This window comes from Streptomyces sp. NBC_01446, assembly GCF_026340095.1.
Taxonomy (GTDB): domain Bacteria; phylum Actinomycetota; class Actinomycetes; order Streptomycetales; family Streptomycetaceae; genus Streptomyces; species Streptomyces aureus.
This window is the reverse complement of the sequence record NZ_JAPEPO010000001.1, coordinates 5,001,006-5,016,780: the sequence shown is the minus strand read 5'-3', so window position 1 is coordinate 5,016,780 and position 15,775 is coordinate 5,001,006. Positions and strand designations below refer to the sequence as shown.

The 15,775-nt window shown below is 70.6% G+C and carries 15 protein-coding genes and 1 pseudogene; 5 read left to right on the top strand and 11 right to left on the bottom strand.

Annotated features, from left to right (window positions below; all coding sequences use genetic code 11):
- Nucleotides 1-77 precede the first annotated feature (77 nt).
- Both OG456_RS22475 and clpS read right to left on the bottom strand, forming a co-directional pair.
- Nucleotides 78-683, bottom strand: coding sequence for a DUF2017 domain-containing protein (locus tag OG456_RS22475; RefSeq protein ID WP_266563740.1), 606 nt, complete (start codon nt 681-683; stop codon nt 78-80).
- A 35-nt stretch (nt 684-718) separates the two neighbouring features.
- Nucleotides 719-1,036 carry an ATP-dependent Clp protease adapter ClpS gene (clpS, locus tag OG456_RS22470; RefSeq protein WP_100593970.1) on the bottom strand — a complete coding sequence of 106 codons (318 nt, stop codon included), beginning with the start codon at nt 1,034-1,036 and terminating at the stop codon, nt 719-721.
- 81 nt (nt 1,037-1,117) lie between these two features.
- Here clpS and OG456_RS22465 point away from each other — a divergent pair, with 81 nt between their 5' ends.
- Together OG456_RS22465 and OG456_RS22460 are read left to right on the top strand one after the other, a co-directional pair.
- Complete coding sequence (locus OG456_RS22465; protein ID WP_266563736.1) at nt 1,118-2,461, top strand: nicotinate phosphoribosyltransferase; 1,344 nt, start codon at nt 1,118-1,120, stop codon at nt 2,459-2,461.
- A 73-nt stretch (nt 2,462-2,534) separates the two neighbouring features.
- A complete protein-coding gene (locus OG456_RS22460; RefSeq protein WP_266563734.1) occupies nt 2,535-3,119 on the top strand; it encodes an isochorismatase family protein in 585 nt (194 codons plus the stop codon).
- A gap of 191 nt (nt 3,120-3,310) precedes the next feature.
- On the opposite strand, the pseudogene OG456_RS22455 reads toward OG456_RS22460, so the two are convergent.
- Both OG456_RS22455 and OG456_RS22450 read right to left on the bottom strand, forming a co-directional pair.
- Nucleotides 3,311-3,610, bottom strand: a pseudogene (locus tag OG456_RS22455) (hypothetical protein); the annotation flags it as partial.
- 122 nt (nt 3,611-3,732) lie between these two features.
- Nucleotides 3,733-6,129, bottom strand: coding sequence for an immune inhibitor A domain-containing protein (locus OG456_RS22450; protein ID WP_266563732.1), 2,397 nt, complete (start codon nt 6,127-6,129; stop codon nt 3,733-3,735).
- A 397-nt stretch (nt 6,130-6,526) separates the two neighbouring features.
- On the opposite strand from OG456_RS22450, the gene OG456_RS22445 reads away from it, so the two are divergent.
- On the top strand, nt 6,527-6,847 hold the full coding sequence (locus OG456_RS22445) for a hypothetical protein (RefSeq protein WP_266563730.1): 321 nt from the start codon (nt 6,527-6,529) through the stop codon (nt 6,845-6,847).
- Between the two features lie 36 nt (nt 6,848-6,883).
- Here OG456_RS22445 and OG456_RS22440 read toward each other — a convergent pair whose 3' ends face one another.
- Both OG456_RS22440 and OG456_RS22435 read right to left on the bottom strand, forming a co-directional pair.
- Nucleotides 6,884-7,654 carry an RDD family protein gene (locus OG456_RS22440; protein WP_266563728.1) on the bottom strand — a complete coding sequence of 257 codons (771 nt, stop codon included), beginning with the start codon at nt 7,652-7,654 and terminating at the stop codon, nt 6,884-6,886.
- 99 nt (nt 7,655-7,753) lie between these two features.
- Nucleotides 7,754-9,400, bottom strand: a complete 1,647-nt coding sequence (locus OG456_RS22435) for an RDD family protein (protein WP_266563726.1) — start codon at nt 9,398-9,400, stop codon at nt 7,754-7,756.
- 221 nt (nt 9,401-9,621) lie between these two features.
- Between OG456_RS22435 and OG456_RS22430 the strand changes: the two genes are divergently transcribed.
- Nucleotides 9,622-10,101, top strand: coding sequence for an SsgA family sporulation/cell division regulator (locus tag OG456_RS22430; protein WP_266563724.1), 480 nt, complete (start codon nt 9,622-9,624; stop codon nt 10,099-10,101).
- 52 nt (nt 10,102-10,153) lie between these two features.
- On the opposite strand, the gene OG456_RS22425 is transcribed toward OG456_RS22430, so the two are convergent.
- Nucleotides 10,154-11,524 (bottom strand): FAD-binding oxidoreductase, encoded by a 1,371-nt coding sequence (locus OG456_RS22425; RefSeq protein ID WP_266563722.1) that lies wholly within the window; start codon nt 11,522-11,524, stop codon nt 10,154-10,156.
- A gap of 108 nt (nt 11,525-11,632) precedes the next feature.
- Here OG456_RS22425 and OG456_RS22420 point away from each other — a divergent pair, with 108 nt between their 5' ends.
- Entirely contained in the window at nt 11,633-13,294 is a 1,662-nt protein-coding gene (locus OG456_RS22420) for a lipopolysaccharide assembly protein LapB (RefSeq protein WP_266563720.1), read from the top strand.
- A gap of 53 nt (nt 13,295-13,347) precedes the next feature.
- On the opposite strand, the gene nthA is transcribed toward OG456_RS22420, so the two are convergent.
- Genes nthA through hppD form a run of 4 tightly spaced genes read right to left on the bottom strand, consistent with a single transcriptional unit; the run spans nt 13,348 to nt 15,664 of the window.
- Entirely contained in the window at nt 13,348-13,935 is a 588-nt protein-coding gene (nthA, locus tag OG456_RS22415; RefSeq protein WP_266563718.1) for a nitrile hydratase subunit alpha, read from the bottom strand.
- Nucleotides 13,935-14,210, bottom strand: coding sequence for an SH3-like domain-containing protein (locus OG456_RS50525; protein WP_323136348.1), 276 nt, complete (start codon nt 14,208-14,210; stop codon nt 13,935-13,937). The genes nthA and OG456_RS50525 overlap by 1 nt, the downstream gene beginning before the upstream one ends.
- Nucleotides 14,203-14,487 (bottom strand): SH3-like domain-containing protein, encoded by a 285-nt coding sequence (locus OG456_RS50520; protein ID WP_116512741.1) that lies wholly within the window; start codon nt 14,485-14,487, stop codon nt 14,203-14,205. The genes OG456_RS50525 and OG456_RS50520 overlap by 8 nt, the downstream gene beginning before the upstream one ends.
- Nucleotides 14,488-14,509: 22 nt before the next feature.
- Nucleotides 14,510-15,664: a 4-hydroxyphenylpyruvate dioxygenase gene (gene hppD, locus OG456_RS22405; RefSeq protein ID WP_266563716.1), complete on the bottom strand. Its 1,155-nt coding sequence runs from the start codon at nt 15,662-15,664 to the stop codon at nt 14,510-14,512.
- Nucleotides 15,665-15,775 lie beyond the last annotated feature (111 nt).

Here is a 15,775-nt window from a genome sequence, read left to right as displayed (position 1 = left end):
TATCCGGAATTGAGCAACCGCTGAGCGAACGCGCTTACATACGGACGCTTGGACTCCGCTCGATATATCCCGACAGGTCAGGGCATAAGGGTTTCGACCAGAGTCTCCTGGAGCCCGCCCAGCCACAGGTACGCCATCACCATCGGCTTGCGAGGGTCCTCGTCGGGAAGCCGGTAGAGGAGATCCGTGTCCTCCTCGTCGGTGATGTCGAGGCGGATGCCGATCGCGAGCCGCAGATCGTTGAGCGCGCGCATCCAGCGCAGGGACTCCTCGGGCGAGAGCTTGAGGACCGCTCCCCCCTCACCGGCGGACGTCAGCGCGTCCAGTGAGCGGATCACCGCGAGCGCGTCCTCGCGCTTGCCGGCCCGCAGGTCGTTCTCGGTGAAGCGCCTGAACTCGGCGGAGTGCGCGCGCTGTTCGTCCACCTGGTCCACCGTCGCCTCCTCGCCGCCCGGGCCGCCGTAGGCGTCGGGGAAGAGGCGCTGGAGCACCGGGTCGGACGGCGGCTCGCTCGGACCCTCCGCGAAGAGCTCGGCGAGCGGGTCGTCGGACGCGTCCCCGCCGGGCCCCGGGCCGATCAGCTCCAGGAGCTGGACCGCCAGGGAGCGGATGATCGAGATCTCGACCTCGTCGAGCGCGACGGCAGCGCCGCCGCCGGGAATCGGTTCGAAGTGTCCTGGCATCAGGTGCGTCGCTACTCCGTCGCTGCTTGCGTGCGCTACTTGCGGTCCTGCTGAAGGGTGGCCCACAGACCGTAGCCGTGCATGGCCTGCACGTCGCGTTCCATCTCCTCGCGGGAGCCGGAGGAGACGACCGCACGGCCCTTCTGGTGCACGTCGAGCATCAGCTTGGTGGCCTTGTCCTTCGAGTACCCGAAGTACGTCTGGAAGACATACGTCACGTAACTCATGAGGTTGACCGGGTCGTTGTGTACGAGCGTGATCCAGGGGACGTCCGGCTCCGGCACGGCGAAGGTCTCCTCCGCCGACTCGGTGCGTTCGATCTCTAGGGGTGCAGGAGCCGTCACACAGCCCATGCTGCCACTAGGGGGCGGCGACCGCACAAATGGGCCACGGAAATCGTCACACTGACGCTAATTGGGGGTAGCATCCCGCATATGAACACAGCGGACCTTGGCCTGCCGGTGGATGTTCCGTCGACAGCGCTCTTCACCGATCACTACGAGCTCACGATGCTCCAGGCCGCGCTCAAGGCGGGCACGGCCGACCGGCGCTCGGTCTTCGAGGTCTTCACGCGCAGGCTGCCCGAGGGGCGCCGCTACGGCGTCGTGACGGGCACCGGACGGGTGCTGGACGCCGTCGAGAACTTCCGGTTCGACGCCCGCGAACTGGGCTTCCTGCGCGAGCGCGGCATCGTCGACGAACGGACCCTCGAATGGCTGGCCGCCTACCGCTTCAGCGGTGACATCTGGGGCTACCCCGAGGGCGAGGTGTACTTCCCCGGCTCCCCCGTCCTGCGGGTCGAGGGCACCTTCGCGGAGTGCGTCCTGCTGGAGACGGTGATCCTCTCCATCCTCAACCACGACTCGGCGATCGCCGCCGCAGCCTCCCGCATGGCCTCCGCCGCGGGCGGCCGGCCGCTGATCGAGATGGGCGCGCGCCGCACGCACGAGCTGGCCGCCGTCGCCGCGTCCCGCGCCGCGTACGTGGGCGGCTTCGCCACCACGTCGGACCTCGCGGCCGGGTTCCGGTACGGGATCCCGACCGTCGGCACGTCCGCCCACGCCTTCACGCTGCTGCACGACGCCGAGCGCGACGCGTTCCGCGCGCAGGTCGACTCCCTCGGCGAGGGCACGACCCTGCTCGTGGACACGTACGACGTCACGGAGGCCGTGCGCCTCGCCGTGGAGATCGCCGGGCCCGGGCTCGGCGCCGTGCGCATCGACTCCGGAGACCTGCTGCTCGTCGCGCACCGTGTGCGCGGACAGCTCGACGAACTCGGCGCCACCGAGACGAAGATCGTCGTCACCTCGGACCTCGACGAGTACGCCATCGCCTCGCTCGCGGCCGCGCCCGTGGACGCGTACGGAGTGGGAACACAGCTGGTCACCGGCTCGGGGCACCCGACGTGCTCGATGGTCTACAAGCTCGTCGCGCGCGCCGAGTCCACCGATCCGAAGGCGCCGCTGCTGCCCGTGGCGAAGAAGTCCATGGGCGCGAAGACGTCCGTGGGCGGCCGCAAGTGGGCCGCGCGGCGACGCGACGAACAGGGGGTCGCCGAGGCCGAGGTGCTCGGCACGGGTCCCGTCCCGGCCCATCTCGTCGACCGGCAGCTCCTGGTCGAGCTGGTCAAGGGCGGCACGGTCGTGGCCCGCGAGCCGCTGGACGCGGTGCGCGAGCGGCACATCGCGGCGCTCGACGGGCTGCCGCTCTCGGCGAAGCAGCTGTCGCGCGGGGAAGCGGTGATCCCTACGGAGTATCTGATGAGCACGACCATTTGACGGTCACAGGCCCTCTCCCGCAACGCACTTCAAGTCTCTACGCTCGAAGTCTCCCAGCAGAAGGACACCTCCTATGCGCCGCGCACTGATCGTCGTAGATGTACAGAACGACTTCTGTGAGGGAGGCAGCCTCGCGCTGGCCGGCGGGGCCGACGTGGCCGCCGCCGTCACCGAGCTGATCGGGCAGGCGCCCGCCGGGTACCGGCACGTCGTGGCCACCCGCGATCACCACATCGCGCCCGGTGACCACTTCTCCGAGTCCCCGGACTTCGTCCACTCCTGGCCCCCGCACTGCGTGGCGGGCACGGAGGGCATCGGGTTCCACCCGAACTTCGCGCCCGTCGTCGCGTCCGGCGCGATCGACGCCGTCTTCGACAAGGGGGCGTACGCGGCCGCGTACAGCGGGTTCGAGGGGCTCGACGAGAACGGGGTGTCCTTGGCGGACTGGCTCCGCGCGCGGGGGATCACCGAGGTGGACGTGGTCGGGCTCGCCACGGATCACTGCGTTCGCGCCACCGCGCTGGACGCGGTGCGTGAGGGGTTCCGGGCTCAGGTGCTGCTCGATCTGACGGCCGGGGTGGCCGCGGCGACCACTGCGGCGGCGCTTGAGGAGATGCGGAGCTCGGGTGTCGAGCTGAGCGGTAAGCCCGTCGTCTGAGTTTCCCTCTCCCCCGGCCCGCCCGGCCGTGCCGATATGCGGCTCCGCCGCGTGGCCCGGGGCTCAGCCCCGGGCCACGCGGCTCAAACGCCGGAGGGGCTGGAACGGCCCGCCCTGGAACGACCGGCACCGAAATGGCCCGCCGGGCTGGAGGCCGAGCTGGAATAGCCGGCCCGGTCGGGGTGTCTCGGTCTCATGAGCGCTCTGATCGGGTGCCACAGTTCGCCCGCCGCGCAGCGGGGGGCGGCTCGCCAGAGCAGGCCGTCCGGGTGGTGGAGGACCGCTGTGACCTCGTCGGGCGTGGGGGGCTCCGCGTTGCCTCTCAGGTAGATCGCCCGCAGGCCCAGGTTGCGCAGCCGGGTCAGGGCGCGGGCGCGGTTCGCCGCGTGCACCAGGACCCGTACCGCACCGTCGTCCGGCGACGGGCTGGGCACGGTCAGCGCCACCACCACGCTGCCGTTCGGCAGCTTGCAGAACCCTCCTGCGGACATGACTGTCACACCCCCGTGAGACGTAGTGTCAATAAGGAACTCACAGGACGCACCTAAACACGATCGGCCGCCGCCCGCTAGAGGGCGACGGCCGATCATGCTTTGACCTGCGGCGATGTGGATTACTTCGCCGAGGGACCCACCTTCACCGTGATCGACGAGCCGTCGAGCGGCTGCCCGACGATCGAGATCCGGGTGTTGGTGTCAGTTGTCTGGACACTGCCGGTCGCGTTCTCCTTGTACCAGTACGTGCCCTTGTGGTCGTCGAAGACCGGAACGCCCAGCTGTGCCGGGATCTTGGTTTCGACGCCGAGCTTGTGCAGCGAGAAGCCCCGGTTCGGGAACCAGCTGAACGCGGCGTCGTACGGCTGGATCTTGTTGGTGATGTATTTGCCGTCGGCCCACTTGAGCGGCTTGGCATGCGCGTCGACCGGCAGGATCAGACCCTTGCCGGGGTGCTGGCCGACGTTGTTGTTGCGCTGCGAGGTGTCCCACTGCCAGATCATCAGGCCGGGACGGTACGAGTAGTGCTCGACCCAGTCGTTCTTCGCACCGCCGTCACGCCAACCGAAGTTGTACGGACCGACCTTGAGGGTCTGGTCGTAGGAGACGTACTGGCGGTTCTCCGCGAGGTAGAACTGCGGGAAGTCGCCCGTCACGGAGGCGCCGACGCGCGAGAAGCCGCGCGCGGTCCAGCCGTTGTCGTCACCCTCGGCGTTGTCGGTGAACAGCGCCTGGCCGTCCGCCTTGACGGTGAGGTTGTCGGCGGTGAAGCCCATGCCGCCGGCGCCGCCGTCCGTCTTGTAGCGGAAGCGGACGCTGATCTTCTTGCCCGCGTAGGCGTCCAGCGGGAACACCAGGTGCTGGAACTTGCCGGAGACGCCGGTCAGGGCCGGCTTGTCGCCGCCGTCGCGCGGGATGGTGACGCCGTCGGCGGTGCCGTCGATCGTCTTCCAGCTGGCGCCGTCGTCCGTGGACACCTGCGTGTACAGGTAGTCGTAGTCCTTCTCGATGTCGTACCAGCCGTCGAGTTCGAGGGCCGCCTTCGACCTGCCGGTCAGATCGACCGGGCGCGTCAGGGTGTTGGAGAGGTCGTCACCGTAGTCCGACCACCACTGCTTCGCGCCCTCGGTGGGCTTCACGATCTCGGTGGTGACGTTCTTCTTCTCGGGCAGCTCGACGACCAGGGCCTGCTTGCGCTTGGTGTTGTACTCCGAAACACCCAGCGTGTGCGTCGACTTGGTCGCCGCCTTGGCCTTGTCGTAGTCGAGCCAGCCGAGCTGCAGCTTGTCCCAGGCGGTCATGTCGCCCGGCATGTCGCCGATGGAGTCCTTGCCGGTGCCGAGCCAGGAGCCGGCCGACATCAGGGACCAGAAGCCGACCGAGTTCTCGCCGCTGTACGTGGTGTCGTACAGGTCGGGCAGGCCCAGGTCGTGTCCGTACTCGTGGGCGAAGACGCCGAGTCCGCCGTTCTCCGGCTGCATCGTGTAGTCGCCGACCCAGATGCCGGTGTCGCCGACCGGGGTGCCGCCCGCCTTGAAGCCGGTCGGGCCTGTGTCACCGTCGTCGCGGCCGTAGGCGTAGCCGCGGTGCGCCCACAGGGAGTCGCCGCCCTGCGCGCCGCCGCCGGCCGACCCGTCCTCGCCCGCGTGGACGATCTGGAAGTGGTCGATGTAGCCGTCGGGCTCGTTGAAGTTGCCGTCGTTGTCGTGGTCGGTACGGTCCCACTGGTCGTACTGGGACAGGTCCGCCTTGATGTCGGCGTCGGACTTGCCGGCCGCCTTCTGCTGCTCGACCCACGCGGTCACGCCGTCGCGGACGAGGTCCTCGACGTTCGGGCAGTTGTCGGCGCCGCAGTAGTTGGAGCCGTAACGGGCCTCGTTATAGGGGACCTTGACCCAGTCCGAGACCTCGCCGTCGACCGAGTAGCGGCCCGACGACGTCTTCTCGTAGTAGGTCTTCAGCGAGTCGACTCCCTTGCCCGAACCGAAGTACAGGTCCTGGAAGTGCTTGCTGCTGTAGTCCTTCTGCCAGGCCGTGCTGTTGTTCTTGGCACGGTCCGGCTCGGCTATCTGGTTGTGCAGCGGGCCGGGCGTGCCCCCGTACTTGGGCTTCAGGTCAGGCGTGTCGTCGTCGGCGCGGTCGACCAGCGTCGTGTTGTCGACCTTGTCGCCGAACTCCGTCAGGATCGTGAAGATCTTGTCGGTCCGCTCCCGGCCCAGCTCGACGTACTTGTCCTTGCCGAGCTTCACGACCTGTGAGCCGTCGCGCTTGACGACCTTCGACTTCCCGGAAAGCACCTGCTCCAGCGCGGTCTTGCGCTGCTGCTCCATCTGCTGACTGAAGGGGCCGCCGATGACGTGCCCCTTGCCCCCGTACGTCTTGCCGTGCGACGTGGAGCTTCCTACGGCCGGGGTGTCGGCCTGGGCGCCCGTCGCGAGGACCGATCCGGCAGCCGCGGTCGCGGCCAGCGTCACGAGCACGGCGGCGGATCTCAACGCCCGTCTCTTGGTGGTCACTTGATGGTTCCCCTCCTCCGTGGCGATTCAGCCACGTATCACAAGTGACGCTATTTGACCGGAGGTGAAGGAGAAATAACAGACCTTGACTGGGGCAACCGAAGTGCACTATGCAGTGGCGCGACACCGATATCCGGACACGGACTTACCCCCAACGGGCGCGCCGAACCGTCCACTTCGTGGACTCGGTGACTCCGTGCGCCCCCCGTGCACCGGCACCGTGGGTTAGGTCACGCTTACCGCCCGTTCCTCTCGGGCATGCGTCGGATTAGAGTCATTTGACGGCGCGCTACGGCCAAGTCGACCTGGCTCCGCATCCCTTACATATGCAGCTGCCAATGGCTCCTGCTATACGCCAGTCAAGTAAGCATCCGCTGTCCCGAGGACGGATAACGCCATGCCGCGTCCGACTGCCGCACAGCTCGCCTACGGTTCCGCGACCGTGATCTTCTCGACACTCGCCATGCTGCTGTTGTCGCAGACGAGTTCGGGCCTCGGCGTCGCGGTCATCGCCCTGGCCGCACTCGGCCTCGGTCTCCTCGTGGCGCTGACGGTCCCCCTGTCGAAGTCGCGGCCCGCCGCCGCGCCGCCCTCCGCGGCCGAGGAGCGGGTGCCGGTGCGGCGAACGACCGTGCCCTCGGCGGCCGCCCCGCAGACCACCCCCACGTCCGTGTACGAGGTCGCGCCGTCCGGCACACGCGGACCGGCGGGCCCGTGACCCACGGACCCGCCGGAAGCACCATCCCGCACCTGCTCAGCCGGTGCTGACCACCACCGTCTTCGCGGCCTTGTCGTGCAGGCCCTGCTTGTAGGGCTTGTCGAAGAAGCTCCAGCCACCACAGATCGCGGTCCAGATGCAGGCGCAGCAGAACACCGCCGGCAGCCACAGGACCGCGGCGCGCACCAGGTTGGTCTGGACGCTGGGCGTGGCACCGTCGTTGAGGTTCGCCACGCGCAGCTTGAGGAGCCGCTTGCCCAGGGTCTGGCCCGTCTTCGCGGTCATGAAGGTGTCGTACCCGATGTAGAGGACCGCGGCGAGGACGGACTGGCCGAACTGTCTGCCGTACTGGATCTTGTCGGGGTTCGTCTGGTACTCGGCGATCCCGAACGCCCAGGACAGCAGCCCCACGACGATGCTGACCAGGATGATGTCGATGATCCGCGCGAGCACGCGCTTGCCGCTGTCCGCCAGCGGCGGCATCCCGGCCAGCGGGTCATCCCCGTAGGGACCGCCACCGTAGGGGTCACCCCCGTAGGGGCCACCTTCACCACCACCGCCGTACGGGGGCGGCGGGGTGCCGCCGGGCGGGGGCGGCGGGGAGTCGTACGGATTCCCTGAGCCCGGGGGGTTCTGCGGGCCTTGGGGGTTCTGCGGGCCCTGGGGGTTCTGGGGGTCCTGAGGAGCCCCGTACGGGTCCTGCGGGCCGTCGTACGGTGAGCCGCCGCCCTGGGACGGCGGCGGCTTTCTGAACGGGTCGTCTTCCGGGGGCTGGCCTGAGCCGGGGGGCGGCGGTTCGGTGCTCATGGCCCGAGTCGACCGCGAACCCCCCGATCCCGCATCCGGCGAGCCGCCGTCCGGAGTACGACGGCTCGCCCGTGCGGCGGCCGAGTGGGACGGCCGGGGTCAGCCCGCGACGAACGTACGGGCCGCCTTGTCGTGCCAGCACTGCCGCCACGGCCGGTCGAACAGGCACCACAGCACGCCTAGGACGCCGATGGCCAGCAGGCCGGTCACGCTGTACACCAGCCAGCGCCGCAGCGCCGCGCCGAACGTCGGCGCCTCGTGCTCCTCGATGTCCCGCACCTGGAGCCCGCACACCTTCTTTCCCAGGGTGCGGCCCCACTTGGCGGTCGGCAGGGCCTCGTAGAGGACGCCGGCGACGAGGAGGACGGCGAGGACGATGCCCAGGTAGGCGCCCGTCGTGCCGTCCAGCAGCCAGACCGTGGCCTCGCGGCCCGACGCCTTCGCCGCGTCGATCTTCCCGTCGATGTGGTCGATGGCCTTGGTGCCGAGCGGGACGGCCGCCACCGCGGTGACCGCGCCGAGCACCACCGAGTCGATGAGCCGCGCGGCAAGACGCTTGCCGAGCCCCGCGGGCCGCGCCGACGCCTGCGCCTGGGCTGCCGCCAGGAACGGGTCGTTGGCCACGGGCTTCCACGGCGTGACGGGTCCTTCCGGCTCCGCGGGTTCGCCCGCGGCGGGCCGAGCGGGCTGCGCGGACTGAGGCTGGGCGAGCTGGTGTACCTGCTGCGCCCAGGAAGGCGAACCGCCGCCGGGGCCGGAGGTCATGGGGGTGCCGGAGGCGGCACCGGCGGCCTGCGGCGGAACCGCTCCGGGGCGGCCGGCCTGGGGCTGCTGCGCCGGGGTCGGGGCCTGGGGTGAGTAGGGCACATGTGGGTGGAGGGGGGCGGCTTGCGGGGCGTGCGCCTGGTGGGCCTGCGCTTGCTGGGCCTGCGCTTGCTGGGCCTGGGGCTGGTGGGCCGGCCCCTGCGGGGCGAAGCCCGCTTGAGGCTGCGGCTGCGGCTGGGAGCCGGACCGGGGCTGGGCGTCGGCCTGCGCGGGCTGCTGGGGCACGGGCTGCTGGGCCGCCTGCGGGTGCTGGGCGACGGGCTGTTGGGGCTGAGCTTGGTGGGCCTGCGCTTGCTGGGCCTGCTGACCCGGAACCTGCTGACCCTGCCCCTGCTGGCCCTGTACCGCAGGCCCTTGCTGGCCCGGCACCTGACGCGCGGACAGCGCTCGCATCGTCATCGTGCCTTCGGGGCGGTCCGTGGGCGGGGTGGGGCGGCGGAACGTGACCGTCCCGTCCGTGGGCGGCGTCGGGGGCTCCGGCTGTGCCGGGCGGTTCGTGACCGCCCCGTCCGCGCGCTCCTGCTGCTGCTGCGGAGCAGGCACGCGCGGGTCGGTGCCCCAGGACACGCGGCGGTCCTGCTCGCCGCCGAAGCCGGTCTGGCGGGACGCGTCCGCCTGCCAGGCCGTGGCGGGTTCGGGTGCGGCCGGCTCGTCCGAGTAGCGCTCCGGCTCCTCGTCGAGGAAGACCGGGCCGGTCTCCTCCACGGACGCGGGCGCAGGCGTGCGGGCCGGCTCGGGTGCGGGGGCCGGGGTCGCCCCGGCGGGGGCGGCGAGGGGTTCGCCGTCGGACGGGGCCGGGCGGCTCGTGCCGGGCACCCACGCGGCACCGTTCCAGTACCGGACGTATCCGGGAATGGACGGGTCGGGGTAGTACCCGTCGCGGGGCCTGTCGTCGCCGGGTGCCGGAGTTGGGGCGCTCATGTCCGTCGTCCCGTATCTGCTCGGGGGTTTTGTTGGGGGTCCACATCTATCAGACCACCGCCCGCCACCGGGCGGGTCCGCCCGTACGGACCACTTTCCGGGGACGCCGAAAAAACTTTCCGGAACTCGCGTAATGCTCCACGCCCTTCGCCCTCTCCCCTTGCACGGGCCCGCTCTCGCGAGGCCCCGCACGCCCCGTACGAGGAGAGGAAACGCACGACATGCACACCGTGGTGGAGCGCGAACTCGAGCTGAGGCTCGTCCTGTCGCCCGAGCGCAGCATCCCTGTCCCTGCCCGGCTCACCTACCGGACCGACGACCCGTACGCCGTCCACATCGCCTTTCACATCGGCTCCGAGCACCCGGTCGACTGGACGTTCGCGCGCGAGCTGCTCGTGGAGGGGGTGTTCCGGCCGTGCGGGCACGGGGACGTGCGCGTGTGGCCGACGAAGGTCGACCGCCGCAGCGTCGTCCTCATGGCGCTGAGTTCACCGGACGGCGACGCGCTCCTGGAGGCGCCCGCCGCCGCCGTGTCCGCCTGGCTGGAGCGGACACTGCGGGTGGTCCCTCCGGGCTCTGAGTCCGAGCGGCTCGGCATCGACGACGGCCTCGCCGAGCTGCTCGCTCCCGCCTCGGGCCGCGTCGACGACCTGTGGCTGCGCGACCCGTGGCCCTCGGACGAGTCCCAGGACGGTGAGTGAGCGCGCGTCCCACGGGGGTGGACGCGGGCCGACCGGCCAGGAGCAGCGGGCGTCAGAAGAGTTTGCCCGGGTTGAGCAGGCCGAGCGGGTCGAAGGCCGCCTTGACGGCGCGCTGCATCTCGATGCCGACCGGGCCGAGCTCGCGCGCCAGCCACTCCTTCTTGAGTACGCCGACGCCGTGTTCGCCGGTGATGGTCCCGCCGAGTTCGAGACCGAGCGCCATGATCTCGTCGAAGGACTCGCGGGCCCGCCGGCCCTCGTCGGCGTCCTGGGCGTCGAAGCAGACGGTGGGGTGCGTGTTGCCGTCGCCCGCGTGGCAGCAGACGCCGATCGTGAGGCCGTACTTCTCGGCGATGCGGTCGACGCCGGTGAGCATCTCGGCGAGCCTAGAACGCGGCACGCACACGTCGTCGATCATCGTCGTGCCCTTGACCGCTTCGAGTGCGGTGAGCGAGAGGCGCCGGGCCTGGAGCAGGAGTTCGGACTCGGCGGCGTCCTCGGCGGGGACGACCTGGGTCGCGCCCGCGGCCTCGCACAGGGCGCCGACGGCTGCGAGGTCGGCGGCCGGATCGAGGGTGTCGAAGGCGGCGAGGAGCAGCGCCTCGGTGGTCTCGGGGAGCCCCATGTTCGCCATCGCGTTGACGGCCTTCACGGTCGTACGGTCCATGAGTTCGAGCAGCGACGGGACGTGACCGCCCTCCATGATCTTGCAGACCGCGTCGCAGGCGGCGTCCGTGGAGGCGAATTCGGCGGCCAGGACCAGTTGCTGCGGCGGCTCGGGCTTGAGCGCGAGTGTGGCCCGTACGACGATGCCGAGGCTGCCCTCGGAGCCGACGAACAGACGCGTGAGGTCGTAGCCCGCGACGCCCTTGGCCGTGCGGCGTCCCGTGGACAGGAGCCGGCCGTCGGCGAGGACGACGTCGAGCCCGAGGACGTACTCCGCCGTCACCCCGTACTTCACGCAGCACAGGCCGCCCGACGCCGTGCCGATGTTCCCGCCGATGGTGCACATTTCCCAACTGGACGGGTCCGGCGGGTAGTAGAGGCCCCTCTCGTTGACGGCGCGGGAGAGCGTGGCGTTGATGACGCCCGGCTCGACGACCGCGATCCTGTCGACGGTGTTGATCTCCAGGATGCGGTCCATCTTGACCAGGGACAGCACGATGCAGCCCTCGGACGCGTTCGCCGCGCCGGAGAGGCCCGTGCGGGCGCCCTGCGGGACGACGGGGACGCGTAGCTCCGTGGCCGTGCGCATCACGTGCTGGACCTGCTCGACGGTGCGGGGCAGCACCACGACGGCCGGCGCTCCCGCGTCGCAGAAGCTGGCCATGTCATTGGCGTACGAGGCCGTGACGTCGGGGTCGGTGAGGACCGCCCCGGCCGGCAGGCCTTCCTGAAGTCGTTCGACGAGTGTGCGGCTCATGATCACAGCCTCGCACTCGGGGCCATCGGTGTGAACCCGTGTGCGGCGGCCTTCACCTGCCGGGATGTTGCCGTGATGTGCTCTTCGTATTGACGCACAGTGTGCGCCATGAAGACCGAGGAGATCGAAGCGGAAGCGCAGGCTCCGGCCACTGTTCCCGAGCCGGGACGCCCTCTGTCCCCGCTGGCGAAGGGCGCCCTGGTCAGCGCCGTCACGGGGTCCCTGGTGCTCGGCGGCATCCTGCTGGTGCCGCCGTCCTCGCCGGAGCGCGGCGCGGCGCCCGCTCCGGGGTCCGCCGGCCGCGCGGCGACCGCGGAGGCCGCGGGGGCCGAGGCGTCGCTGCCCGATCTGACGGCCCTCATCAGGGACCGCGAGTCGTATCTGCGGGCCCATCCGCGTGACGACCGGTCGTGGGCGGTGCTCGGGGCCGCCTACGTGGAGCGGGGGCAGCGGACGGCCGACTCGGCGTACTACCCGAAGGCGGAGCGCGCCCTGCGGATCTCGCTGAAGACGCGGCCCGCCGGGAACGTGGACGCCCTGAACGGGCTCGCCGCGCTCGCCGACGCGCGGCACGACTACCGCACCGCGAAGAAGTGGGGCGAGGCGTCCGTGAAGCTGGCGCCGAAACGGTGGACGACGTATCCGCTGCTGATCGAGACGTACGGGCGGCTCGGGGACTACAAGGCCGTGGACCGGGCACTGGGCACGCTGACGAAACTGCACTCGGGTGCGGCCGTGATGGCGCGCGCGGGGCAGGTCTACCGGGACCGCGGCTGGCGTGACGACGCGCTCGCGTCGCTGACCGACGCGGCGGCGCTCGCCTCGACGCCGTCCGAGCAGGCCGCGTGCCTGCACCGGGCGGGCGAGCTGACGTGGGAGCGGGGCCAGCCCGCACAGGCGCTGAACTACTTCACCCAGGCCCTCGCGGCCGACCCCGACCACGACGCGTCGCTCGCCGGGAAGGGCCGCGCCCTGACGTCGCTGGGCCGTACGACGGAGGCGATCCAGGCGTACCGGAGCGTCCTCGCCAAGTATCCGCGACCCGAATACTCCCTGGAACTGGGCGAGTTGTACGAGTCGATCGGGTTCGGCGACGCGGCGAAGGCACAGTACGACCTGCTGCGGAAGCGGGTGGACGCGGACGGGGCGAACGGGGTCGACGACTCACTCCTCCTCGGCCGGTTCGAGGCGGACCACGGGGACCCGCGGGCGGCCGTGACCCGGCTGCGGGCCGAGTGGAAGCGGGCGCCGAGCGTGCAGACGGCGGACGCGCTGGGCTGGGCGCTGCACAAGGCGGGCGACGACAAGGAGGCGCTGACGTACGCGAAGCGTGCGACGGACCCGGAGCACGGGGGCACCGTGCGCAGTGCGCTCATCGCCTACCACCGGGGAGAAGTGGAAAGGAAGCTGGCGCTGGACGGGCCCGCCCGCCGGCACATCGGCGAGGCCCTGCGCATCAACCCGGCGTTCTCGCCGCTCCTGTCCCCGCTCGCGAAGGAGGCGCTGGCCGCGCTGGGCGACCCGCCGGCCGACCGGCCCGACAAGGTGCGGGAGACGGGGGCGAACGCGGCACCGGGGCACCACGCGGCACCCCGGGACTCGGCCCCCGAGCGCCCCGCATCCCGGCGTCCGGCGAGCCAGGGCCCCGCGGCCCGCCCGACCACTCCCGTCGCGCCGCCCAAGTCCGCGGCCCCGCCGGCCACGCCTCCGGCCCCGGCCGAGCCGTCGCACCGGGAGGCCCCTCAGACGCCCAAGCCTCCCGGCGCGTAACCCCCGGAACTCGGGGCCTCCGGACCGCCGGACCCCGGCCCGGGCCCGGACCCCTAAAGCACACCCGTCCCGATGAGCCCGTTCCGCGTGATCAGGGACGCCAGCTCTTCCTCGTTCAGGCGGTCCGTTCCCGCGGGGCGCCTGGGCAGGACCATGTACCGCGTCTCCGCACTGGAGTCCCAGACCGTGATGTCCACGGACTCCGGGAGCGTCACGCCGAACTCGGCGAGGACGCCGCGCGGGTCCCGCACGACGCGGGAGCGGTACGCCTCGCTCTTGTACCAGCCGGGCGAGGGACCGAGCAGACGCAGGGGATAGCACGAGCACAGCGTGCAGACGATGACGTTGTGCGTGTCGGCGGTGTTCTCGACGACGCGCAGCCGCTGCTTCTGAACTCCCCCGGCGGAGAAGCCCAGTTCACCCACCGCCGAGGTGCCGTCGGCGAGGAGCCGCTCGCGGTAGGCCGGGTCGGTCCACGCGCGGGCCACGACCTTCGCGCCGTTCACGGGCGAGGCGCCCGCCAGGAACCCGTCGATGACCTCGTCGACGGTGTCGCCCCCGACGATGCCCTCTGCCTCCAGCAGGCTTTCCAGGCGCCGTACCTGACGGGAGATCACCGCGTCCTCGTGCGTACCGGACATCACTCGGCCTCCCTCAGATAGCTCTCGGACAGGTCGAGTACGACGTGGTGGTCGCCCTCGCCCCACAGCTCGCGCGCCGCGAACCGGACCGCGTAGATCATCTCGACACGGGCGTCGTCCCGGCCCTGCGCGCGCACGTCGGCGAGCGGTGCCCGCCCCTCCGGCTCGACCACGACGCCGCGCTTTCCGCGCGCGTACCGCGGCAGGCGCGTGTGGTGCGGCGGGTCGTGCGGGTACGTGCGGACGTGGGCGCCGGCCGCGAACCGGTCAGTCATCGCGCAGCGCCCCCTCCTCGATGACGCCCTTGCGTTCGAGGAGCGTGCGGATCGCGTGGAACCAGCGCTCGTAGTACGAGGCCGCCAGGTACTCGCCCGGCGGCATCGTCTCGATGGCGTCCCTGAACTCGTCGAGGTTGAAGACCCCTTTGACGAGGAGCGCGCGCTGGAGGGCGAAGACGCGCGCCTCCCAGTCCGCGTGAAAGGGCTCGGCGTCGTCGGTGGTGTCGATGGCGCCGAACCCTGTCATGCCGCCCACGTCGTTAATCCTGGCCATAGGACCAGCCTAGACGCGCTCCTCAGAGATTGCCGCGCTTCTCCTGCTCGCGCTCGATCGCCTCGAAGAGCGCCTTGAAGTTGCCCTTTCCGAAGCCCATCGAGCCGTGCCGCTCGATCATCTCGAAGAAGACGGTCGGCCGGTCCTGGACCGGCTTGGTGAAGATCTGCAGCAGGTAGCCGTCCTCGTCGCGGTCGACGAGGATCTTCAGCTCGCGCAGCGTCTCGACGGGCACGCGCGTCTCGCCGGCCCACTCGCCGAGGGTGTCGTAGTACGAGTCGGGGGTGTCGAGGAACTGGACGCCCGCGGCGCGCATGGTCCGCACGGACGCGACGATGTCGTTCGTGGCGAGCGCGATGTGCTGGACGCCGGCGCCGCCGTAGAACTCCAGGTACTCGTCGATCTGGGACTTCTTCTTGGCGATGGCCGGCTCGTTGATCGGGAACTTGACCTTGAGCGTGCCGTCGGCGACGACCTTCGACATCAGCGCCGAGTACTCGGTCGCGATGTCGTCGCCCACGAACTCCTTCATGTTCGTGAAGCCCATGACCTTGTTGTAGAAGCCGACCCACTCGTTCATCTTGCCGAGCTCGACGTTGCCGACGCAGTGGTCGACGGCCTGGAAGGTGCGCTTGGCCGGCGGCTCAACGATCGGGTCGGCCGCGGCGAAGCCGGGCAGATACGGGCCGTCGTACCCGGTGCGCTCGACGAGCGTGTGGCGGGTCTTGCCGTACGTGGCGATCGCGGCCCGCACGACGGTGCCGAACTCGTCCTTGGACTCGTACGGCTCGGTGATGCCGCGGGCACCGTGCTCGACGGCGTACGCGTACGCGGCGCGGGCGTCCGGGACCTCGATGGCGAGGTCGACGACGCCGTCGCCGTGCTCGGCCACATGGTCGGCGAGGAAGTGGCCCCAGTCGGTGGAGACCTTGATGACGGAGGTGAACACGAAGCGGGCGGAGCCGTTCGTGAGCACGTAGGAGGCCGTTTCGCGGCTGCCGTTCTCCGGGCCCGAGTAGGCCACGAGCTTCATGCCGAAGGCGGTCGAGTAGTAGTGGGCCGCCTGTTTGGCGTTGCCCACGGCGAAGACGACCGCGTCCATTCCCTTCACCGGGAAGGGGTCGGCCTCGCGCGCGGTGTCAGGGGTGGGCTGGATGTGCGCAGAAGTAGCTGCCATGGTCCGAGGCTCCCTCCGAACCACAAGGTGCGCAATAGTTTGTGATTCTGGTGGTCAATCTGCTCAGCGGATCGGCAATATGGGCGAGCTATCTGTACAGGATGACCATCA